This window comes from Dechloromonas sp. HYN0024 (genome assembly GCF_003441615.1).
GTDB lineage: Bacteria > Pseudomonadota > Gammaproteobacteria > Burkholderiales > Rhodocyclaceae > Azonexus.
In genome coordinates, this window is record NZ_CP031842.1 from 2,456,915 (window position 1) to 2,477,734 (window position 20,820).

Consider the following 20,820-nt stretch of genomic DNA (forward strand, 5'->3'; position numbering starts at 1 on the left):
ATCTCCAAGCGCTTGCATTAGCCCTTGGCAATGGCCGTGTAATCGCTTTTTTCGGTTTCATCCCGCTGCGGCTTGTTTAGCTCATACCCCAACCCATTGGCTGCAAGATGCCCCAGCGTCAGGAGGAAGCTGTCGCAAAGGATGATTTTCTCCATAGGCATGTGGCTGGTCATCTCGTCCACTACAGTAGCCGTCTGATTTGCCTGGATGGGCGAAGTGTAGGCAATGCCGGCAAGCCTTCACCATGCCGACTACCGGCGCAGCAATGGCAATGCATCGATCCTTGTCAATAGTTTGATCGCTGAACAAAGCGCCATCCGGATCGGCCAGCGCCGCCGCATGATCCACAGCAGGCACGAACGTCACCGGCAAGTCTTTACCGTCGGTAGAGTCAATCATCCATGTACCGCACAATTCCCAAGCTTCCGCACTGACATTTTGTGAGGTATCAGGGGTATCAAGGGTGCAAGCCTTATTTGGCGGGGGTTTCGCTGATACCTCTATGGGGTTGCATGAGGTATCAGGGGTATCAGTCGCCCGGCCTTCCATTTTGGACAGCAGATCATCAAGCGCCATGATCGCCCCCTAATTTGTCGGCCTGTACCGGGTACAGCTTTATCCCTTGCCCCGCTATCCGGTAGAACTTCGCCCGCTTGCCATCAGCGCCAGGCGCAGGCAGCGCACCGGCTTCCTGTAGAACATCCAGCGCCCGATTGAAGTCAAAGCCCTTCAGTGCCTCGCGCATCCCCTCTGCCGTGAATAGGTACTCCCGGCAATCGTTTCTTTCCTTCCACCATCCGGCCCGGTCGCGTAGTGGTGCCTCATTGGTCGCATCTGCATCGGAGAATCGCCCGCTGCCGTGCCGCTCAATGAAGCCTGATACCTTCTCGAGAATTTGCCGCCGTTCGTCGTTGCCCTTGCCGCGCATGGCCCGCCAAACCCTGAAGCCTTCCGCCGCTGCCTTGAGTGCTTCGCCTTCAGGCCAGCCGGTAATGCCGTACTCGGTCGCCACTTCGCCAGCCAGCGCCAGCAACGCAAAACGCCCCGCTGCTCGTCTATCCTGCCCTTCGCCACCATCGGCAGACAGAACCGGCAAATCCTTGATCCTTTCGAGCAAGGCGCAGAAGTCCCGGCTATCGCGTGTCAGCTTTTCAAGGAAGGCTCGCCCGGCGTGTCCGTAATGGCTCACCGATGCCCGCTTGATCGCATCCGAAAAGGCCGTGCCGCTCGGCAGGTCGTGCAGCTTGTCCCATGCACCATATGTCCGCGCTGCCGGTATATCCAGCAGTCGCACCGCTTGGCCTGCCTTGGCCCGGTGCCCGCCTTCGAGCATCGTGGTGGCAATGCTACGCTCACCACTCGACAGGATGAAACAACGCCAGCGCGACACCGCCCGTGCATTGCCAGAACGCCCGGCTCGCTGCTTGCCGCGCCCATTACCCAGGCTATAGACAATAGCGCCTACCTCGCGCGGATCGCATTCGCTGATTTCATCGAGCGCCAACAGACAATCATTGAACAGCGCCGCCGCGCCCTCCATGCCGTTAGCCGTTGCCCGCCAACTGCGCCGGTAATTCGGCCCACCCCAGACCGAGCAGCCAGCCTCTAGCAAGGTCGTTTTGCCGGTGGATGAATCGCCCACGAAATGCACGCCGCCGCCTTCAGCATTGCAGCGCGCCAACATCGGCCCGGCAAAGGCGGCTGACAGCGCCAATATCAAAAGCGGATTGCCCACAGCCCGCGCCGAAATCTCTGCCTGCCAACCTTGCAGGTTTCCGCCCATCGTGTGCTCGTCGTGTCCGCGTTCGCCGCTCTGGAAAATCACACCTGAGGCCTTCGGTCCGATCACCGCATCCGGCAGAACAAAGGAATCATCACACCAGCCGACTTGCAGGGCACAGCGCATCCGGCGTTTGGGCGCCTTCGCTTGAAGGTAGGACGCCAGCAGATTACGTGCTTTCGCCGACGGATCGATTTCAACGCCCATGCTCAACAGCTCGCCACGCATGTCATCCCCCGCCCCCCGGAGCAAATCCATCGGCATGGCCCATTCGCGCCAGCGTCCGAGGGTATTTTTGAAGCGCAACAGCCGCCCAAAGTTGTTGTCGCTGCCGTCAAAAGTCACCGCTTCCACGTGCACCGGCGAGCAAATCCAAGATTGAAACAGGTTGCCATCCTTATCCGTGCTGAAGTGCCAAACCCCAGCCTGATACTTGGCTCCACCGTGTTCAAACAAATCATCAAAGATCCGGTAGGCAGGACGCTCGCTCTCGGCAGGAATCGAGTTTCCTGCTGAGCTTGATACCTCTGATACCTCGCCGGCTTCTTTGAAGGTATCAGTGAAAAGCCCGTCGTTACTGGCCTGCACCCCTGATACCTGTGATACCTCTGCTGTTTTCAACTTCTCGGCATTGGCTTCAAAAAGCCCAACAATTGCCTGCCGTACTGATTCAGCCTGGCACAGCGCCGCCATGTCGTTGAAGTCTGTCGCCCCCGCTGGTCGATCAATGCCAAAGTCAGGCAGTGCCAGCAAGCCACCCACGGATTGGGCTGCGTCGGTTGCAGCCGTGAGGCCGGGGTTGCCCTCAGTCTGGACATCGTCATCGGCGCAAAGGATCAAGGGCAGACCAGGGTACTTGTCGCGCATGGCCTTGGCTACCGCGCCCACGTTCCCGGCATTGAAGGCCACTGCTACGGGGTAGCCCGTCATCTCATGGATGGTTGCAGCAGTTGCAAAGCCCTCGGCAATACACAGCGCTACCGCGCTCCTGGGGTTGCCAATGCTGAAGTAGCAATCCTTTACCCGCCCACCGGTCAGAAAGCGCTTGTCACCATCCGGCCGGATGAATTGCAGAGAATGAATATCGCCATCGGTCCGCATAGGAATCACCAGTGAATCCTTATACAGCTTCGCGCCGCTGCTCTTGATCCGCTTGCGAACAAGGTATGGGTGGTTGTCGGGAGCGGGTCCGGCCTTCTGCCAGATCGCCGTCGCCTTGGTCTTGGCCTCTGAATGGCGTCGGGCTTTCTCGGCTTCATATTTGCGCCGCATCTCTTTCACCCTGGCCCGATGTGCGGCTTCTTCCTCAGCAGACATGGGGCGACCAATATCAGCCCGCCAACTATACGTGGTGGTTGAGCGCCAATCGCCATACCTCCCGGCGGGAATACCGTCTTCGTGCAGCACATACCAGCCTGCAAGATCCGATTTTTTGCCGTTGCTGGAAAAGCGGCGCAGCTTGCCATCGGCTTCAATATCATCCGGGGGAATCAGGCCAGCCGCTTGGATCGCTTCGCGGAACTGAGTTTTCGGCTGGGTGTAGAAGTCAGCACCGTGAATTTTATGGACCTGCGCTGCTGCTTTAAGGAGGGCGTGATTATCAGTTGGTCGATCCACCTGATGCTGGGTGATCACACCGACAATCTCGGCACATTGGCCAGTAATCGTCGGCTGGTTGGATTCGCAGCTATTCCCATCGCGGGAAACCGAGGCCTCGATCAAGCGACGGTAGTATGGGTTGGCGATGACGCGATAGTGCTCCTCGCCGTCGTTTTCGGCAGTCGCATCAACCGGCACCATCGGCGATTCGTACATCATGGACTCGAGCATCGCCTGGTCGGCTTCGTTATTGCACGCAAGTGCCATTACGCCACCACCTTTTCAATTGGCTGCGCTTTGAACCAAGCAGCGAGCTCATCGATGTCGAAGACAGTGCAGCGCGAGCTGAGGCGACGGGGTTTGGGAAAGTCGGCGCGTTCCTTGATCCAGCGCCAAAGGGTTGCGCGCCCAATGCCGAGAAATTCGGCAGCGTGCTTTGGGCGAAGTGCTTTGTTCATTGAGGGCTCCTGTTGTCCTGCATCGTTGCAGTGGAGCCATTGTTGATTTTGGCTATCCCGGCTATTGGAATAGCCGGGATATACCCGGGATATACCCGGGATATTGTCGAGACTATTCCCTCTTTAGGTTGCTGAAACGGCCTTGGAATGTTTTGAAGGCTGTGTCACATAAACCGCCATCAGTGCGAAGCCAGGTGATTGTGTCTCCATCAGCATTGATTTCAACCACGTTTCCTGTTTCATCGTTTTCAGCTATCCAGTCAAAGAGCGCGCGGGCAGTCGGTCCAGTTCTAAACTTTTTTTCGTACGAGATAACCCCGGCTTTCATGGCAAGACACAAACCATCAATCCTTGTTCTGCGAGTATTGGCCCGGACCTGCTGTTCCTTACGATTAGACGTCTCCTTAAGAGGAGCACCGGTAACCAGATTCGCTGGCGAACGTATCTGGTCTTGCGTTGTTTGAGCCGCGAGAAATGCCTCCAGCACTGATTTCGTTATCAATATGTGAGAGAAATTAACCATGCGCCCATCATGACTTCCTATCAGAGGCTCATCGGAAACCCTTGATCCATCTTTCCCACATTCAAATACAGTCATCCGTGCTGTACTAAGGCTGCTTTGCCCATGAGTCAGTAGCCTAGCCGCCATGTCCTGGGTGATTACAATCAGGCCGTCGCCTGATATGAAGTTTGGAACAGCTACAAGTGGCGCGTCGTTAATTAAAACGCGTCCATCATCTAATTCAATGGCCGCAGCTTGTGTTCTCGGGCCGGCGCTTTCTTCGCGCGCCACCCATGCCAGTTCCCCATCACCAGCATCCTTATAGCCCGGTATCGCTGCAAGTAACTCTATCTTGCCCAATCGACGTTGCTCGACAAGGTGTTCCGGGGTAAATTTTGCATCACCCGTTTGCTCTGTGAGCCAGGCCGCCGCAAGCGGTAGGGGATTCATGCCTCTAAGTTCAATCACGATTGGTGGCCTGCATCATGTCGTCGAAAAAACATTAGTCTATCGCTTTTGAAAAGGTGCCCTTTCGGGAAGACGTCACTTATATCGGCACGGCGGTGTTTGCTGCATTTTTTGCTGCGGACAACGGGATTAAATTATTGGTAACATCCCTCTTGGCAAAGGGTCGCCAAGCTTGACCTGATTCGCACACACGAGAGTCAATACGACCAAGCTGGAAAAATATTTCCTCAAGGACAGCCTCTATTTTATGTGTGTAACTTTGAGTGTAACTCGATTTTTCGAAATCCGCGTTTCATTGTGCCACAATGAAAATAACAATTTGTTCGATGCAGGCCCGGGCACCATCAGGTGAGACAAGGCTTTCCACACGGAAAGCCTTTTTTCTTTGGGGCGCCTTAAACCTTCCTAGGTACCCGCTGGCGGCGTCAATTCGGCAAGCCTTTGTTCGGCAAGCCTCAGCCGGGTAACGTCCGTCACGATAAGTTGGCAGGCTTCGCCCTCCTCTTCGGCAACACCTTCGAGCAGGACGTGAATCGGGTCGCCACCAACCGGATTCATCAGTGTCAGGGTGCAACTTTCCAGTGTATTTCGGGCAAATACATCGTCGAGAAAGCTTCTGAACATGTCCAGGCAATCGGTGGTCACGAACGGAGCAAAGTGCAAACCGTCGGGAATGCACAGCGGGCTGACCAGGAGCTTTCGGCCCAGGGCATTGGCTTTGGCAATGCGCCCCTTGCGATCCAGGGTGAAGTAGGCAACCGGCGCATACTCATAAAGGCTTGTAAACTGCTCGAGGTTCCTGGCGCTTTCGGCATAAGCCTCGGCCAGCGCATCGTTCTGCAGTTGCAGTTCAATTTGATGAACCTGCAATTCATGAAGAATTTTTAGCGCCTCCTCGACCGTCCGTGGCAAGGAATGCGAGCCGGAACTTTTTCTGGCCAGCCCTTCAGCCAGGTAGCGCAATTCGGCTGGTGATCTCATGGTCATCTTGGTAAGTTGTTTCCGTGGTCAGCTAATGGCCTTTAGCCATATCGAGCCACTTTAGCAGAAAAGCATAAAACCGATCGGGATCAACCGGCTTGACGATGTGATCACTCATCCCGGCCTCGAGGCAGGACTGACGTTCTTCCGGAAAGGCATTGGCGGTCATGGCCAGGATCGGTGTCTGAGCATACCCCGGCAGTTGCCGTATTGCCCGGGTTGCCCCCAGCCCATCAAGGTCTGGCATCTGCATGTCCATGAGGATCAAGGCATAGCGCCTGGCCTGAGCCATGTCCACGGCCTGGCGTCCATCTTCGGCAAAATCGATACAGAGTCCGCAAGGCGCCAGAATTTCGCCGGCAACCTCGCGATTGATCAGATCATCCTCGGCCAACAGCACACAGGTACCGTGATAGTGCTGCCGGATCAGGGCAGCGGCGTCGTCCGGGGCTGGTGTATCGTCCGGATGGTCGCTGGTCGCCGCCCTGACCTTGCCCAGCCTGACGGTCACCCAGAAAATGCTGCCGCCCTGCGGCCTCGATTCGACACCAGCTTCGCCCCCCATCAACTGGGCCAGGTGGCGATTGATGACCAGCCCCAGACCGGTGCCGCCAAAGCGCCGCGTGGTGCTGCTGTCGGCCTGCTCAAAGTTGGCGAACAAGCGGGCCTTCTGCTCCTCGGTGACACCAATGCCGCTATCTTCGACGGCGAAGCGGACGAGCAGACTGTCATCGTCACTCTCGATGACGCTGCCGCGCAGGGTAACTTCTCCAGCCGGCGTAAATTTGACGGCATTGCCCAGATAGTTGAGAAGCACCTGACGAAGACGGGTGACATCGCCATTGAGAAGCGCTGGCAACTGCCCGGTGTCGACCGCGAAACGCAATCCTTTGGCCGTCATCTGACCATTGATCAGCCCGCAGATATCGTCAATCAGGCTATCCAGCCTGAAGTCAGCATGCCCCAGCGTCAGCTTGCCGGCTTCGATCTTTGACAGATCGAGGATGTCATTGATGATGGTCAGCAGGTGATTGGAAGCGCCGACGATCTTGCCCAGCTTCTCGTGCTGGTCGGCATCGAGATTGCCCTTCTACAGGAGATAGGCGAGGCCGGTAATGGCATTCATCGGCGTCCGGATTTCATGGCTCATGTTGGCCAGGAAAGTACTCTTGGCACGGTTGGCCGCTTCCGCCTCGGCAACCCGCTGTTCGAGTTGCCCATTGAGGTCGGCAATCTGGGCGGTGCGCTGATCGACCAGATCTTCCAGGTGGCTTCGGTAGGTTTCCAGTTCGGCTTCGGTCCGTCGGCGCTCGCTGATATCGATCATGACCCCATTGAAAAACAGGGCAATTTCGGCCGCCACGACATCAATGTGAATATGGGATGGCGCAGCTGGCTCACCGACATTGTGCAAGGCGAGTTCACAGGACTGACGATCGGCGCTGGTGCCAACTCGCGTCAGTACGTTGCCAAAATCCGCCCGCGAACCCGGCGCCACGAAATCGGCAAAAAGACGGCCGACCAGCGACGATCGGTCGCTGCCCAGAATTTGGGCACCAGCCAGGTTGACACGGATGATCCGGCCCTGTCGATCAACGGTGAAATAGCCGACCGGGGCGAAATCGTAGAGTTCGGTATAACGGCTCAACACGCTATAAAGCGTAGCGTGAGCCTCGGTCAGCGCGCTGTTCGGCATCTCCAGTTCGATCTGATGGACCTGGAGTTCGTGCACCAGTCGCAGCAGTTCCGGATTGCTCTCACCAAGCAGCGGATTGGCATTCCGGACAGCAAGTTGAGCCTCGGCCGCACGGCGTAATTCGCATCCATCGTCCATAAGGGCCATGACTAATCCTTGCCTGGTCGACCAATGCGCCGAAGCTCCAGCTCCAGTTGCTTGGCGCGGCTGATGTCGTTGAAAGTGATGACGACGCCATCGATAACGTTTTCGAGTGTCCGGTAGGGCATGATCTTGACTTGAAACCAGCGCCCGTCGCGGGTGACAACTTCACGGTCGGAGTACACCAGGGTCCGCAACACCTCCTCAGCCGTAGCCGGCAATTCCGGATAGTCGAGATCGGTGACAATGTCCGACAGGGACCGCCCGACATCCCCCGGAATCAGCTTGAACAGGCGCGTCGACTGAGTCGTGAAGCGCCGGACGTGGAGTGCATTGTCGAGGAAGATGGTGGCGATGTCGGTGCTGTTGAGCAGGTTCTTCATGTCGTTGTTGGTGCTTGATAGCTCATCCACCTTCGACTGCAACTCGACATTGACCGTCTGCAGTTCCTCGTTCAATGACTGCATTTCCTCCTTGGAGGTGGTCAGCTCCTCGTTCGCCGACTGAAGTTCCTCATTGGTCGATTGCAACTCTTCATTGGCTGACTTGAGTTCTTCCTGCGAACTTTGCATTTCCTCGCGCAGTGTCTGCATCTCCTCATGCACCTGGATCAGCGATTGTTCCAGCTCGGCTTCGCGCACGCCCTTTTTGCTGCCGCGTTTTCCCACAGCGGTGGCCGCTTTCGCCGGCGGCGTCGCCACATCGGCAAAAACCAGCATCGCCATGCCACTCAACACCGCCGGCTCGGTAATCGGCTGCACCGTCAGATCGACAACCTGCGTACTGCCATTGGTGCCGATGGAAAGATTGCGGCAGATAATGGTTTCGCCGCTGCGCAGCGCTTTGGGCAGGGCCAGCGAAATTTCCTGACGGAGGCCTTCGCGGGCCATTGCGTGAATGTTCCAGTTAACCTTGCCGGCTGGCGGTTCGAGATATTTGCCAGTGCGGCCGCTGATATAGACCAGATCGCCGCTGGCCGTGACCAGAATGGCAGCCGGTGCAAAATTCTGGAGCAACAGATCGTTGGCTAAATTCTGCAGATTGGCGGTAACGAGTTCGGGCCGGTTATCCATGATGGGGGCGCTTAGCGAGACAAAGTCACGGGTTGGAAACTCAAGGGATCTGGCGCGAAGCAGATTGTCGCTGCGCCGGAACAGGCGCGCTTTGGCTTCCAGCGGCACGAACAGGTCGGAAAAGCTGCCGATCGACTCGGCGCTGCCCAGCACCAGCACGCCACCCGGCTTGAGGCTGTAGTGAAAAAGGGGAAACACCCGCTTCTGCAACTCCGGACCGAGATAGATCAGCAGGTTGCGGCAGCTCAGGATGTCGAGCTTGGTGAACGGCGGGTCGATGATCAGGTCATGCGGGGCGAACACCACCATTTCGCGGATTTCCTTGCTCACCCGATAACCAGCGCCTTCCGTGACAAAGAAACGCTTGAGGCGCTCCACCGATACATCGTTGGCGATTGTCGCCGGATAAACCCCACGGCGGGCCTTTTCGATGGCATCGGCATCGAGATCGGTAGCAAAAACCTGCAGGGAATAGCGGGCCGGCAACTCGAGTCTGGCCAGGGTTTCGCGAAAGGCGATGGCCAGCGAGTAGGCTTCCTCGCCGGTCGAACAGCCAGCCACCCATGCCCTGAGCGCGGCGCCATCCGGGTAGGTGGCAAGCAATTCGGGCAACACCGCAGCCTGCAGATAGTCCCAGGTCGCCGGGTCACGGAAGAAACTGGTCACACCGATCAGCAGTTCCTTGAACAACAGATCAACTTCCTGCGGATTCTCGCGCAGGTAGCGCACGTAATCGGCAATCCGGTCAAGCTGGTGGATCGCCATGCGGCGCTCGACCCGGCGATAGACCGTGGTTTTCTTGTAAAGCGAGAAATCATGGCGGGTGCGGGCCCGCAGCAGAATGCAGACTTTATCGAAGGCCGATTTCTGATCCGCCGTCTCGACCTCACTTGCCGGAGTGGTGACAGGTCCCGACGGGCGCAGGTGATGCAGGGTTTCAATCAGGCGCGGTGCCATATCCTCCGGCGCGGCAACGATGTCGGCCACCCCGGCCGCAATGGCGTGCTTCGGCATGCTGTCGAACTTGGCGGTGGCCGGTTGCTGGACAAGCGTCAGGCCGCCCTGCTCCTTGATCGCCGCCAAGCCCAGCGTGCCGTCCGAACCCATGCCGGAAAGAACGATGCCAATGGCCTGTTCGCGACGATCGTCGGCCAGGGCATGAAAAAAGGAATCAATCGGCAGGCGCAGGCCACGCGGGGCTGATGGCTCAAGCAGGTAAAGGCAGCCCCGCAGAATGGAGAGTTCGGTATTGGGCGGAATCACATAAACGCAATCGGGCTTGACCCTGAGGCGATTCCTCGCCGGCCTCACCGGCATGAGCGTCACCCGCTGCAGCAGCTCGGACAGCATGTCGATGCGGTCGGGATCAAGGTGCTGGACGACCACAAAGGCCATACCACTGGACGGGGGAACGTGCTTGAGAAACTGTTCCAGCGCCTCCAGCCCGCCGGCCGAAGCGCCAATGGCGACAATCGGGAACGTACCGGGAGAGCGCCTCGATGGGGCGGCGACGGGCTTTTTCGAGTCTCCCGTGGATTTTTTTATGGTTTTGTTCGGCATTCGCAGCGGCCCACGGAAATCATCGCCTGTGGCAGGCTTTGAGACAGTGTTTCAATGTGCGCTATCCCGCCCGATTAGGCAAGGACAATACCGGGCAAGTTTGCATAAAATCAATAACACGGATTGGCTTTTTGCCCGTCGGGCCTTAAATTAGCCGCCTCACCCATGCTGCCCGAGCCGATGCGTCCCTTCTTTCTTGCTGTTTTTCTGTTTTTATCGATCTCCGGCTGCGCCGTGGTCAGCGTGGCAGATGCCGCCGTGACGGTGGTGTCGACGACGGTCAAGGTTGGCGCCACGGTGGTTGGCACGACCGTCGACGTGGCCGCCGCCGGGGTCAAGGCAGTCGCCGGCAGCGACAAGGCGAAGACGGACTAGAAGCATCTTCGCCGGCCTCCGGCTATCGGCGCTGGCCGTAGCTACAATTCTTTTCAAATTCCACCCCCTGCACCCAGTGCTTACCTGGCCTCGCCGGCGATAGTGTTGATGCCGATGGCAATATGCCATCGGCATATTTTTTTTACATTCGATCTCTTCGAAAGGAATGTATGAAAACACTGATCAAGGCACTGCTACTGGGCGGCAGCCTGCTCGTCACGGCACAGGCTATCGCGCAGACCCCGGCCAACCCCGATGCACCGCAGGCCGCCAAGAAAAAACCTTTCCAGACGCCGGCAACAGAAGCCCCCGGCGGTGGAAATGGCAAGGTATGGGCCAACGCCGGGTCGAAGGTCTATCACTGCCCGGGCACCCGGTTTTACGGCAAGACCAAGGCCGGCACCTACATGAGCGAAGCCGATGCCAAGGCCGGCGGGATGCACGCAAAGGGCAAAAAAGGCTGCTCCTGAACCGGCGCATAGGCAGGCAAAAAATGCCCCGCGATCTGGCGGGGCATTTTTTGCCTGGCGAAAGCCCCAGCCAAGCAGCTTCGAAGAGAATAAAACAGCCCGGTGATAGAATGTGCGCCCTTCCGTAGACCATGCACCGCTGCCGGAAGGCTGTTCGCCGCACTCAATTTCTCGTTCGCCCGCTGCACTCTTCAAAACGGATTCTGCCCATGTCGTTGACCGTCGACGACTTCGACTTTCCCCTCCCCCCCGAACTGATCGCCCAGCACCCCGCCGCCGAGCGCCGGGGCAGCCGCCTGCTGCATGTCTGTGCCGGACAAACCGTTGACCGGAAATTTGCCGACCTGCCCGGCCTGCTCAAAGCCGGCGACCTGCTCGTCTTTAACGACACCCGCGTCATCAAGGCACGCTTTTTTGGCCAGAAAGATACGGGCGGGCAGGTCGAGATCATGCTCGAACGCATTGTCGATGCGACCCATGCCATCTGCCAGATTCGCGCCAGCAAGGCCCCCAAGACCGGTTGCAAAATGCGTCTGGCTGACGCCTTCGACGTCTGCATGACGGGTCGGGCCGGTACTGACGGTGACTTTTTTGCACTGGAACTGGTCGATGCCGGCGATTTTTGGGAACTGGCCGAGCAATACGGCAAATTGCCGCTGCCGCCCTACATCGAACACCCGGCCGAAGGCGCTGACGAAACCCGCTACCAGACCGTCTATGCCCGCCAACCCGGGGCCGTCGCCGCACCCACCGCCGGCCTGCATTTCGACGAGGCGATGCTCGAGGCACTGCGCGCACAGGGTGTCAAAACCGCCTTCCTCACCCTGCATGTCGGGGCCGGCACCTACCGGCCAATGCGCGTCGAAAAAATTGCCGATCACCGCATGCACAGCGAGCGCTTCGAGATTCCCGCTGCCACAGCTGCAGCAATTGCCGCCACGCATGCTGCCGGCGGTCGCGTCATCGCCGTTGGCACGACTAGCCTGCGCGCCCTCGAATCAGCCGGCAATGATGATGGCACGGTACGTAGCGGCGGGGCTGAAACCAGCATTTTTATTACCCCCGGCTACCGCTTCAAGGTGGTCGACCGCCTGATCACCAACTTTCACCTGCCGAAATCGACGCTGCTCATGCTCGTTTCAGCCTTCGCCGGTTACGACCACATCCGCGCCGCCTATGCCCATGCCGTGGCCGACCGCTACCGCTTCTTCAGTTATGGCGACGCCATGCTCCTGGAAAAAACCGATGCAATTTGATCTCCTCAAGACCGATGGCGCCGCCCGCCGCGGCACCCTGACCCTGGCCCACGGCCAGATCCAGACCCCCGTCTTCATGCCGGTCGGCACCTACGGCACGGTCAAGGCGATGACGCCGCAATCGCTGCACGACATCGGCGCGCAAATCTGCCTCGGCAACACCTTTCACCTCTGGCTGCGCCCGGGGCTGGACGTCATCGCCGCGCACAACGGCCTGCACGACTTCATGAACTGGCAGAAGCCCATCCTCACCGACTCCGGTGGTTTCCAGGTCTTCTCGCTCGGCGCCATGCGCAAGATCACCGAGGAAGGCGTCAAGTTCAGCTCACCGCACGACGGCGCCAAGCTTTTCCTGACCCCGGAAATCTCGATGCAGATTCAGAAGGTGCTCAATTCCGACATCGTCATGATCTTCGACGAATGCACGCCCTACCCGGCCAGCCACGAAGAAGCCGCCAAGTCGATGCGCATGAGCATGCGCTGGGCGCGCCGCAGCCGCGACGAACACAACAAGCTGGAAAACAGCAACGCCCTATTTGGCATCATCCAGGGCGGCATGTATGAAGACCTGCGCGACGAATCGCTGGCCGGCCTCGACGACATCGGCTTCGACGGCATGGCCATCGGCGGCCTTTCGGTCGGCGAACCGAAGGAAGACATGGTGCGCGTCCTCGCCCATGTCGCGCCGCGCATGCCGACGCACAAACCGCGTTATCTGATGGGCGTCGGCACCCCGGAAGACCTTGTCCGTTCGGTGGCTGCCGGCATCGACATGTTCGACTGTGTGATGCCCACCCGCAACGCCCGCAACGGCCACCTGTTCACCCGCTTCGGCGACGTCAAGATCAAGAACGCCCGCTACAAGCTCGACACCGGCCCGCTCGACCCGAGCTGCACCTGCTACACCTGCACCCAGTTCACCCGTTCCTACCTGCACCACCTCTTCCGCCACGGCGAAATCCTCGGCGGCATGCTCAACACCATCCATAACCTGCATTTTTATCAGGTGATCATGGCCGAAATGCGCGCCGCCATCGAAAGCGGCACGTTCAGCCAATGGTCCGACGAGTTTGTCCGCAAACGGTCATCCGGCGAGTGATAGAATCGCGCGTTCTGAATTTCTTAGTTATCCGGAGTTACAACCATGATTAGTCTTGCCCACGCTCAAACCGCTGGTGCTGCTGCCGACCCGACGGGTGGCCTGATGCAGATGCTGCCGATGATCCTGATGTTCGTCGTCCTGTGGTTCCTGATGATTCGCCCGCAGATGAAGAAGACCAAGGAACACAAGGCATTGCTCGAAGCGCTGACCAAGGGCGATGAAGTCGTCACCCAGGGTGGTATCGTCGGCAAGGTCGTCAAGGTCGGTGACAGCTACGTCACCGTCGAAATCGCTACCGGCACCGAAGTCGTCCTGCAAAAGCCGGCCATCGGCCTGGTTCTGCCCAAGGGCACGCTGAAGTCGCTGTAATCACCCCAAAAGGCGGCATCGTGCCGCCTTTTTCGCTTTGAAGCCGCCATGAATCGCTACCCACTCTGGAAGTACATCACCATCGCCATCGCGCTGTTGCTGGGCTTCGTCTATACCCTGCCCAATTTCTTCGGCGAATCGCCGGCAGTACAGGTTTCCAGCGCCAAGGTCACCATCAAGGTCGATGCCAAGACCCAGGCCCGTGTCGAGGACGCCCTAAAGAGCGCCGGCATCACCCACGATGGCATCCAGCTCGACTTCAATGGCGTCAAGACCCGCCTGAAGGACACCGACACCCAGCTCAAGGCCAAGGATGTCCTGGAAAAGACCTTCAACCCGAACGCCGCCGATCCGCAATACGTTGTCGCCCTCAACCTGCTGGCCGCCTCGCCGCAGTGGCTGACTTCGCTGCATGCGCTGCCGATGTATCTCGGTCTCGACCTGCGCGGTGGTGTGCACTTCCTGCTGCAAGTCGACATGAAGGGCGCCCTGACCAAGAAGCTCGATTCGACCTCGGCCGACCTGCGCACCGTCATGCGCGACAAGAACATCCGCCACGGCGGCGTGAACCGCGAAGGCGAGCGCATCGTCGTCAAGTTCCGCGACACCGATACCCGCGACAAGGCCCGTTACGCCATCGGCGATAGCCAGCCCGACCTGCTCGTCAGCGAACAGGGCGACGCCAGCGAGCCGAAGCTGGTTGCCACGCTGAAGCCGGAAGCCCAGAAGAAGCTCGGCGAATTTGCCCTCAAACAGAACATCACTACCCTGCACAACCGGATCAACGAACTCGGCGTCGCCGAGCCAGTCATCCAGCAGCAGGGTGCCGACCGCATCGTCGTCCAGTTGCCCGGCGTGCAGGACACGGCCAAGGCCAAGGACATCCTCGGCCGCACCGCGACCCTCGAAATCCGCATGGTCGATGACTCGACCGGCGCACTCGAAGCGGCTCTCGCTGGTAACCCGCCGTTTGGCTCCGAGGTCTACAACGAACGCGGCGGCCAGCCCCTGCTCGTCAAGAAACAGGTTGTCCTGACCGGCGACCGCCTGACCGATGCCCAGCCCGGCTTCGACAACCAGACTAACGAAGCCGCCGTGCACCTGACGCTCGACTCGGCCGGCGCCCGCATCTTCAAGGACATCACCCGCGAGAACGTCGGCAAGCGCATGGCCATTCTGCTCATCGAAAAGGGCAAGGGCGAAGTCGTCACGGCCCCCGTCATCCGCAGCGAAATCGGCGGTGGCCGCGTGCAGATTTCCGGCCGCATGAGCACCATGGAGGCCAACGACACGGCGCTCTTGCTGCGCGCCGGTTCGCTCGCTGCGCCGATGGACATCATCGAGGAACGCACCATCGGCCCGTCGCTCGGCGCCGAAAACATCCAGAAGGGCTTCCATTCGACGATGTGGGGTTTTGCCGCCATCGCCGTCTTCATGATCCTTTACTACCAGATGTTCGGTGTCGTTTCGGTCATTGCCCTGGCGTCCAACCTGCTTTTCCTGGTCGCCATCCTGTCGCTGCTGCAGGCCACGCTGACCCTGCCGGGCATCGCGGCTATCGCCCTGACGCTCGGTATGGCCATCGACGCTAACGTGCTGATCAACGAACGGATCCGCGAGGAACTGCGTAGCGGCATGCCGCCGCAGGGGGCGATTTCGGAAGGTTACGAACGTGCTTTCGCGACCATTCTCGACTCCAACATCACCACCCTGATCGCCGGCCTCGCCCTGCTCATCTTCGGCTCCGGCCCGATTCGCGGCTTCGCCGTGGTCCACTGCCTGGGCATCCTGACCTCGATCTTCTCGTCAGTCTTCGTCTCGCGCGGCTTGGTCAACCTGATCTACGGCAGCCAGAAGAAATTGACCAAGGTGGCCATCGGCCAACTGTGGAAACCCGGCACCACGGCCACCCCCGGCAAATAAGAAGGAAAGACGAACATGGAATTCTTCCGCATCCACAAAGACATTCCCTTCATGCGCCATGCGCTGAAGTTCAATGTCATTTCGCTCATCACCTTCCTGCTCGCCGTCGTCTTTCTGTTCACCAAGGGCCTGCACCTGTCGGTTGAATTCACCGGCGGCACGCTGATCGAAACGCACTACCAGCAGGCGGCGGATCTCGAGAAGATTCGCGGCGCGCTGGGCAAGGCCGGTTTCTCGGACTATGCCGTGCAGAACTTCGGTTCGTCGCAGGACGTCATGATCCGCCTGCCGCTCAAGGCTGATCAGAGCAGCAACCAGATCGGCGAATCGGTCATGAAGTCGCTGGAAGCCGAAGCGCCGGGTGCCGAATTGCGCCGCGTCGAGTTCGTCGGCCCGCAGGTCGGCAAGGAACTCGCTGAAAATGGCGCGATGGCGCTGTTGCTCGTCGTCATCGGCATCGTCATCTACCTCGCCTTCCGCTTCGAATGGCGCTTCTCGGTGTCGGCCATCATCGCCAACCTGCACGACGTCATCATCATTCTTGGCTTCTTCGCCTTCTTCCAGTGGGAGTTCTCGCTCTCGGTGCTGGCGGCGGTACTGGCCGTACTCGGCTACTCCGTCAATGAATCGGTGGTGGTCTTCGACCGGGTCCGTGAAACCTTCAAGAAGGTGCGCGGCCTGACCACCCCGGAAGTGCTCGACCACGCCATTACCAGCACGATCAGCCGGACCATCATCACGCACGGCTGTACGCAGCTGATGGTGCTGTCGATGCTCATCTTCGGCGGCGAAACCCTGCACTACTTCGCCATGGCGCTGACCATCGGTATCTGCTTCGGCATCTACTCCTCGGTCCTCGTCGCCAGCCCGCTGGTCATGTGGCTGGGTGTTTCGCGCGAGCAATTCATCGTCAAGCCCAAAGTTGTCGAAGGTGCCAACGAAGAAGGCGCGGTGGTATGAAGAAGGTTCTGGTCTGGGATCTGCCCACCCGGCTATTTCACTGGCTGCTGGTTGCCGCTATCGCCGGGGCCTATTTCACCGGCGAGAACGGCGGCAATTGGCTGGTCTGGCATGAACGCCTGGGCATCCTCATCGTCGGCCTGATCGCCTTCCGTCTGGCCTGGGGCTTCGCCGGCTCAACCTACGCCCGCTTCGCCACCTTCGTGCGCGGCCCGGTTGCCATCAAGTCCTACCTGGCCGGCCAGTGGCAAGGTCTCGGTCACAATCCGCTGGGCGCCCTCTCGGTCCTCGGCCTGCTCACTCTGGTTGCCTTGCAGTTCAGCACCGGCCTGTTTGCCCAAAACGACGACACCGGCTTCGCCGGCCCCTTCTACGCTCTGGTCAGCGACCAGTTGGGCGGACTGGCGACCAGCCTGCACCACAAGATATTCGACGTGCTGATGATTCTGATCGGACTGCATGTCGCCGCCATCGTTTATTACGTGCGGGTCAAGAAGGACAATCTGGTCAAGCCAATGATCACCGGCCACAAGGAAGTCAGCCACGGCGATAGCGCCCGCGGTGGCAGTCTGCCTGCGCTGATCTTTGCCCTGCTGGTCGGCCTGGCCGCAAGCTACGGCGCCTCCGGTGCCTGGGTGGAGAAGCCCCCCGCCCCACCGGCGGCAGCAACGCCAGCCTGGTAAAAAGAAAGGCCGCCCATGGGCGGCCTTTCTTTTGGTGCGATCAATCCCGCCGATCAGTGTTCGTGGTTGTGCTCTTCCTCGCGGAATTTCTCATGGCAGGCCTTGCAGCTTTCGCCGACCTTACCGAACTGCACCTTCAACGCGGCAGCATCACCAGTGGCGGCAACCTTGGCCAGTTCGTTGGCTTCCTTGTTGAAGGCAACAGCCACCTTGCCGACGCCTTCCTTGTCGGTGAACAAAGCTGCCTTGGCACGCGTGGTCTCCCAGCCCTTGCCCTTGTCGCTACCCGGAACGTAGAGCGCGCCCATGCCGGAATTGGCCGTGGCGGCGATGACGTTGGCGGCGGCAATGGCCTGTTCCTTGTTGAAGGAAGCCGGATTGTCGATGAGCATGCCTTTGAGCTTGCCCATATTCCAGGCCATGAAGGTATAACCAGACTGACGGAACTTGATCGCGTCACTGGTCTTGAGTTGAGCCGATGCCGTACCGGCGATGGTGAGCGCCAGAGTGGCGAGCAACAGCTTTGATTTCATGCGGATTCTCCGTTATTAGAGGGTAAAAAATAGCCTGACATCGGGTTAACGAGTTCAGGCCATTACTTATTCCATCGAAATTATAAGGGCTTGAAGCCCGAATCAGATTTCAAATATGTGTTTGACACGCAGCGCCGGTGCGCCTTGTTCGATGGCGATGAGGCGGGCGATATTCGGATGCTTGCCGGGGTTGAGGCGCTCGTCTTCAGTATGCTCGGCAAAAATTTCCATGCCTTTCCTGGCGGCCTCGGCATTGATCGAACCATAGGTCTGGGCCAGGTGGTTGTAAACTGCCAGCGAACCCTGGCTGCCCGGCTTGTTTTCAATGCTGGCGACCAGCACATCGTCCTTGTCGAGCAGGTTGATGGCGGCAAGATGGGAGATGCCGGGGAGCTTTTTCAGATTTTCAGCAAAAGACATTTATTTCCATTCCCGTTTGGCTTTGACCAGGCCGACGATCAGCCCGGTGGTGAAGGTGACGGCCGGAATGATGAAGGCAATCGCCTTGATGCCGCGCTCCGGGCCGAATTGAAAGAGCAGCCAGACCGTCGGCAGCAGGCCGAGGCCAAGCCCGAGCAGGCCGCCCCGAATGCCACCGTTGATCACTTGCCGGTCGGTAGTCTTGTGCTCACCGGTGCAATGCGGACAGTAAATGGCATCGGCCGGCACTTCCTGACCGCATTGGCTGCACTGCATTTAGATACGCTTGGCGAGTTCAGCCGCCTTGCCGGTGTAGTCCCAGGGCGTCAGCTTGAGCAGGTCTGCCTTGGCCGCTTCGGGGATGTCCAGCGTCGACACGAAGGCCTGCATGCCGTCACGCGAAACGCGGGTGCCACGGGTCAGCTCCTTGAGCTTTTCGTAGGCGTTGGGCACGGCGTAGCGGCGCATGACCGTCTGGATCGGCTCGGCGAGCAGTTCCCAGTTGGCGTCGAGATCGGCCTTCATGATGTCGACATTGACTTCCAGCTTGTTCAAGCCCTTGAGCAGCGAGTCGTAGGCGAGCAGGCTGTAGCCGAGGCCGACACCCATGTTGCGGAGCACCGTCGAATCAGTCAGGTCACGCTGCCAGCGCGAAATCGGCAGCTTCTCGGCAAGATGCTTGAGGACGGCATTGGCCAGGCCGAGATTGCCTTCGGAGTTCTCGAAGTCGATCGGATTGACCTTGTGCGGCATGGTCGATGAACCGATTTCGCCGGCCTTGACCTTCTGCTTGAAGAAACCGAGGGAGATATAGCCCCAGATGTCGCGGTCGAGGTCGATCAGGATGCTGTTGACGCGGGCAAAGGCGTCGAACAGTTCGGCCAGCGCGTCGTGCGGCTCGATCTGGATGGTGTAGGGGTTGAAGGTCAGGCCGAGCGACTCGACGAAACGCTTGGCAAAACCTTCCCAGTCGTAGCCGGGGTAGGCGATGAGGTGGGCGTTGTAGTTACCGACCGCACCATTGATCTTGCCAAGCAGTTCAACGGCAACGATACGGGCGCGGGCGCGCTCCAGGCGATAGGTGACGTTGGCCATTTCCTTGCCGAGCGTCGTCGGCGTGGCCGGCTGGCCGTGGGTGCGGCTCATCATCGGCACCTCGGCATTGACGTGAGCCAGCTCGCGCAGGCGGGCGATGACCTTGTCGAGGGCTGGCAGCATGCCCTGTTCGCGGGCCCCCTGGCACATCAGCGCGTGCGACAGGTTGTTGATGTCTTCGGAGGTGCAGGCAAAGTGGATGAACTCGCTGACCTTGGTCACTTCGGCATTGCCCTTGGTGTTCTTCTTGATCCAGTACTCAAGCGCCTTGACGTCGTGATTGGTGACGGCTTCCTCGGCCTTCACTTCGGCCGCTTGCTCAACCGTGAAATTGGTAACCAGGGCATCGAGTTCGGCCACGGTAGCTGGCGAAAATGCAGCGATTTCGGTGAAATGCGGCTCGGCGGCCAGGGCCTTGAGCCACTCGATCTCAACCTTAAGGCGCGCCTTGATCAGGCCAAACTCGGAAAAATGCTCGCGCAGGGCGTCAACTTTGCCGGCGTAGCGGCCATCGAGCGGGGAAAGGGCAGTCAGCGGATTGAAAGTCATCGGGGCATCCTTTTCGGTAAGCCGGACATTTTACCTGCCCGGAGAAGCCCTCGCCATACGCTATAATCGAAGTCCCCAAATCACAGAGCTCACGATGAAGCTGATCGGCTCCCACACCAGCCCGTTTGTCCGCAAAGTACGGATCGTTCTGGCTGAAAAAAAGATCGACTACGAACTCGTCATCAATTCTCCCTGGCTTGAAGACAGCACAGTTCCCGACATCAATCCGCTGGGCAAGATCCCGGTGCTGGTCCTTGACGACAACACGCCGCTGTTCGACTCGCGGGTCATTGTCGAATACATCGACAACGTCACCCCCAACAACAAGCTCTTCCCGGCCCCCAACCGCGAACGGACCGAGGTCAAGCGCTGGGAAGCCCTGGCTGACGGGCTGTGCGATGCAGCCGTGGCGGCCCTGCTTGAAGGCAAGCGCCCGAAGAAGGAACAGAGCGCCAGCTGGATCAAGCGTCAGCAGGACAAGGTGACGCGCAGCCTGGCCTTCATGGCCGGCGAACTGGGCGACAAGACCTTTTGCATGGGCACCCACTTTTCGATGGCCGACATTGCCGTCGGTACGGCGCTCGGCTATCTGTGCTTCCGCTTCCCCGACATTGCCTGGCAGGAAAGCCACCCGAATCTGGCCAAGCTCTACGACAAGCTGCTGCAACGTCCGCCCTTTGCCGACACCGTTCCGCACGACTGACCGAAAAGGCGCCGCTGGCGCCTTTTTTTCGCCCCGACCATGCAAAAGTCATGGCAAACTGATCAGCCCGACCGCCAACAAGCCCATCGACAGGATTCACGCCCCCGTTCCCCATTAGAGATCA

Annotated in this window: 21 protein-coding genes; 9 read left to right on the forward strand and 12 right to left on the reverse strand. The window is 59.1% G+C overall.

Annotated elements, in window-relative coordinates:
* Positions 1 to 81: 81 nt before the first annotated feature.
* From HYN24_RS15955 to HYN24_RS11795, 8 genes are all read right to left on the reverse strand, one after another.
* The gene (locus tag HYN24_RS15955; protein ID WP_162888718.1) at positions 82 to 576 is read right to left on the reverse strand and encodes a hypothetical protein; all 495 of its coding nucleotides are present in this window, start codon (positions 574 to 576) and stop codon (positions 82 to 84) included.
* Entirely contained in the window at positions 566 to 3,646 is a 3,081-nt protein-coding gene (locus HYN24_RS11765; protein WP_117609425.1) for a DUF927 domain-containing protein, read from the reverse strand. The genes HYN24_RS15955 and HYN24_RS11765 overlap by 11 nt, the downstream gene beginning before the upstream one ends.
* The gene (locus HYN24_RS11770) at positions 3,646 to 3,837 is read right to left on the reverse strand and encodes an AlpA family transcriptional regulator (RefSeq protein WP_117609426.1); all 192 of its coding nucleotides are present in this window, start codon (positions 3,835 to 3,837) and stop codon (positions 3,646 to 3,648) included. Before HYN24_RS11770 ends, HYN24_RS11765 begins: the two co-directional genes overlap by 1 nt.
* 112 nt (positions 3,838 to 3,949) lie before the next feature.
* Positions 3,950 to 4,807, reverse strand: a complete 858-nt coding sequence (locus HYN24_RS11775) for a hypothetical protein (RefSeq protein WP_162888719.1) — start codon at positions 4,805 to 4,807, stop codon at positions 3,950 to 3,952.
* A 405-nt stretch (positions 4,808 to 5,212) separates the two neighbouring features.
* Positions 5,213 to 5,794, reverse strand: coding sequence for a hypothetical protein (locus HYN24_RS11780; protein ID WP_117609428.1), 582 nt, complete (start codon positions 5,792 to 5,794; stop codon positions 5,213 to 5,215).
* A 25-nt stretch (positions 5,795 to 5,819) separates the two neighbouring features.
* Complete coding sequence (locus HYN24_RS11785) at positions 5,820 to 6,689, reverse strand: ATP-binding protein (RefSeq protein WP_117609429.1); 870 nt, start codon at positions 6,687 to 6,689, stop codon at positions 5,820 to 5,822.
* A gap of 189 nt (positions 6,690 to 6,878) precedes the next feature.
* Positions 6,879 to 7,631 (reverse strand): PAS domain S-box protein, encoded by a 753-nt coding sequence (locus HYN24_RS11790; RefSeq protein ID WP_117610353.1) that lies wholly within the window; start codon positions 7,629 to 7,631, stop codon positions 6,879 to 6,881.
* A 2-nt stretch (positions 7,632 to 7,633) separates the two neighbouring features.
* Entirely contained in the window at positions 7,634 to 10,258 is a 2,625-nt protein-coding gene (locus HYN24_RS11795; RefSeq protein WP_117609430.1) for a chemotaxis protein CheB, read from the reverse strand.
* 165 nt (positions 10,259 to 10,423) lie between these two features.
* On the opposite strand from HYN24_RS11795, the gene HYN24_RS11800 reads away from it, so the two are divergent.
* The 8 genes from HYN24_RS11800 to HYN24_RS11835 all read left to right on the forward strand — a co-directional run bounded on the left by HYN24_RS11800 (position 10,424) and on the right by HYN24_RS11835 (position 17,396).
* On the forward strand, positions 10,424 to 10,633 hold the full coding sequence (locus tag HYN24_RS11800) for a hypothetical protein (RefSeq protein WP_240327664.1): 210 nt from the start codon (positions 10,424 to 10,426) through the stop codon (positions 10,631 to 10,633).
* 170 nt (positions 10,634 to 10,803) lie between these two features.
* Positions 10,804 to 11,103: a hypothetical protein gene (locus HYN24_RS11805; protein ID WP_205421385.1), complete on the forward strand. Its 300-nt coding sequence runs from the start codon at positions 10,804 to 10,806 to the stop codon at positions 11,101 to 11,103.
* Between the two features lie 209 nt (positions 11,104 to 11,312).
* Positions 11,313 to 12,359, forward strand: a complete 1,047-nt coding sequence (gene queA / locus HYN24_RS11810) for a tRNA preQ1(34) S-adenosylmethionine ribosyltransferase-isomerase QueA (protein WP_117609431.1) — start codon at positions 11,313 to 11,315, stop codon at positions 12,357 to 12,359.
* Complete coding sequence (tgt, locus tag HYN24_RS11815) at positions 12,349 to 13,458, forward strand: tRNA guanosine(34) transglycosylase Tgt (protein WP_117609432.1); 1,110 nt, start codon at positions 12,349 to 12,351, stop codon at positions 13,456 to 13,458. The genes queA and tgt overlap by 11 nt, the downstream gene beginning before the upstream one ends.
* 45 nt (positions 13,459 to 13,503) lie before the next feature.
* On the forward strand, positions 13,504 to 13,830 hold the full coding sequence (gene yajC / locus HYN24_RS11820; protein WP_117609433.1) for a preprotein translocase subunit YajC: 327 nt from the start codon (positions 13,504 to 13,506) through the stop codon (positions 13,828 to 13,830).
* 48 nt (positions 13,831 to 13,878) lie between these two features.
* Positions 13,879 to 15,753, forward strand: a complete 1,875-nt coding sequence (gene secD, locus HYN24_RS11825; protein WP_117609434.1) for a protein translocase subunit SecD — start codon at positions 13,879 to 13,881, stop codon at positions 15,751 to 15,753.
* 15 nt (positions 15,754 to 15,768) lie between these two features.
* Complete coding sequence (secF, locus tag HYN24_RS11830) at positions 15,769 to 16,713, forward strand: protein translocase subunit SecF (RefSeq protein WP_117609435.1); 945 nt, start codon at positions 15,769 to 15,771, stop codon at positions 16,711 to 16,713.
* The gene (locus tag HYN24_RS11835) at positions 16,710 to 17,396 is read left to right on the forward strand and encodes a cytochrome b/b6 domain-containing protein (RefSeq protein ID WP_117609436.1); all 687 of its coding nucleotides are present in this window, start codon (positions 16,710 to 16,712) and stop codon (positions 17,394 to 17,396) included. The genes secF and HYN24_RS11835 overlap by 4 nt, the downstream gene beginning before the upstream one ends.
* Before the next feature lie 53 nt (positions 17,397 to 17,449).
* Here HYN24_RS11835 and HYN24_RS11840 read toward each other — a convergent pair whose 3' ends face one another.
* The 4 genes from HYN24_RS11840 to purB form a co-directional block, all read right to left on the reverse strand.
* A complete protein-coding gene (locus HYN24_RS11840; protein WP_117609437.1) occupies positions 17,450 to 17,929 on the reverse strand; it encodes a cytochrome c in 480 nt (159 codons plus the stop codon).
* 102 nt (positions 17,930 to 18,031) lie between these two features.
* Positions 18,032 to 18,349, reverse strand: coding sequence for a DUF2322 family protein (locus tag HYN24_RS11845; protein WP_117609438.1), 318 nt, complete (start codon positions 18,347 to 18,349; stop codon positions 18,032 to 18,034).
* On the reverse strand, positions 18,350 to 18,625 hold the full coding sequence (locus HYN24_RS11850) for a zinc ribbon domain-containing protein (protein WP_117609439.1): 276 nt from the start codon (positions 18,623 to 18,625) through the stop codon (positions 18,350 to 18,352). It lies immediately after the preceding gene.
* Positions 18,626 to 19,993 (reverse strand): adenylosuccinate lyase, encoded by a 1,368-nt coding sequence (gene purB / locus HYN24_RS11855; protein ID WP_117609440.1) that lies wholly within the window; start codon positions 19,991 to 19,993, stop codon positions 18,626 to 18,628. It abuts the gene before it with no gap.
* A 94-nt stretch (positions 19,994 to 20,087) separates the two neighbouring features.
* Between purB and HYN24_RS11860 the strand changes: the two genes are divergently transcribed.
* Entirely contained in the window at positions 20,088 to 20,696 is a 609-nt protein-coding gene (locus HYN24_RS11860) for a glutathione S-transferase (protein WP_117609441.1), read from the forward strand.
* The last annotated feature ends 124 nt before the right edge of the window (positions 20,697 to 20,820 follow it).

Excerpts from the sequence above, each read along its gene's own strand:
- HYN24_RS11850 (WP_117609439.1), bottom strand. The coding sequence starts at position 18,625 with ATGCAGTGCAGCCAATGCGGTCAGGAAGTGCCGGCCGATGCCATTTAC.
- HYN24_RS11805 (WP_205421385.1), top strand. The coding sequence starts at position 10,804 with ATGAAAACACTGATCAAGGCACTGCTACTGGGCGGCAGCCTGCTCGTC.
- HYN24_RS11845 (WP_117609438.1), bottom strand. The coding sequence starts at position 18,349 with ATGTCTTTTGCTGAAAATCTGAAAAAGCTCCCCGGCATCTCCCATCTT.
- HYN24_RS11840 (WP_117609437.1), bottom strand. The coding sequence starts at position 17,929 with ATGAAATCAAAGCTGTTGCTCGCCACTCTGGCGCTCACCATCGCCGGT.
- HYN24_RS11860 (WP_117609441.1), top strand. The coding sequence starts at position 20,088 with ATGAAGCTGATCGGCTCCCACACCAGCCCGTTTGTCCGCAAAGTACGG.
- HYN24_RS11790 (WP_117610353.1), bottom strand. The coding sequence starts at position 7,631 with ATGGCCCTTATGGACGATGGATGCGAATTACGCCGTGCGGCCGAGGCT.
- HYN24_RS11835 (WP_117609436.1), top strand. The coding sequence starts at position 16,710 with ATGAAGAAGGTTCTGGTCTGGGATCTGCCCACCCGGCTATTTCACTGG.
- HYN24_RS15955 (WP_162888718.1), bottom strand. The coding sequence starts at position 576 with ATGGCGCTTGATGATCTGCTGTCCAAAATGGAAGGCCGGGCGACTGAT.
- purB (WP_117609440.1), bottom strand. The coding sequence starts at position 19,993 with ATGACTTTCAATCCGCTGACTGCCCTTTCCCCGCTCGATGGCCGCTAC.
- HYN24_RS11800 (WP_240327664.1), top strand. The coding sequence starts at position 10,424 with ATGCTGCCCGAGCCGATGCGTCCCTTCTTTCTTGCTGTTTTTCTGTTT.
- yajC (WP_117609433.1), top strand. The coding sequence starts at position 13,504 with ATGATTAGTCTTGCCCACGCTCAAACCGCTGGTGCTGCTGCCGACCCG.
- tgt (WP_117609432.1), top strand. The coding sequence starts at position 12,349 with ATGCAATTTGATCTCCTCAAGACCGATGGCGCCGCCCGCCGCGGCACC.
- HYN24_RS11770 (WP_117609426.1), bottom strand. The coding sequence starts at position 3,837 with ATGAACAAAGCACTTCGCCCAAAGCACGCTGCCGAATTTCTCGGCATT.
- HYN24_RS11785 (WP_117609429.1), bottom strand. The coding sequence starts at position 6,689 with ATGACGGCCAAAGGATTGCGTTTCGCGGTCGACACCGGGCAGTTGCCA.
- secF (WP_117609435.1), top strand. The coding sequence starts at position 15,769 with ATGGAATTCTTCCGCATCCACAAAGACATTCCCTTCATGCGCCATGCG.
- HYN24_RS11765 (WP_117609425.1), bottom strand. The coding sequence starts at position 3,646 with ATGGCACTTGCGTGCAATAACGAAGCCGACCAGGCGATGCTCGAGTCC.
- HYN24_RS11795 (WP_117609430.1), bottom strand. The coding sequence starts at position 10,258 with ATGCCGAACAAAACCATAAAAAAATCCACGGGAGACTCGAAAAAGCCC.
- queA (WP_117609431.1), top strand. The coding sequence starts at position 11,313 with ATGTCGTTGACCGTCGACGACTTCGACTTTCCCCTCCCCCCCGAACTG.
- HYN24_RS11780 (WP_117609428.1), bottom strand. The coding sequence starts at position 5,794 with ATGACCATGAGATCACCAGCCGAATTGCGCTACCTGGCTGAAGGGCTG.
- secD (WP_117609434.1), top strand. The coding sequence starts at position 13,879 with ATGAATCGCTACCCACTCTGGAAGTACATCACCATCGCCATCGCGCTG.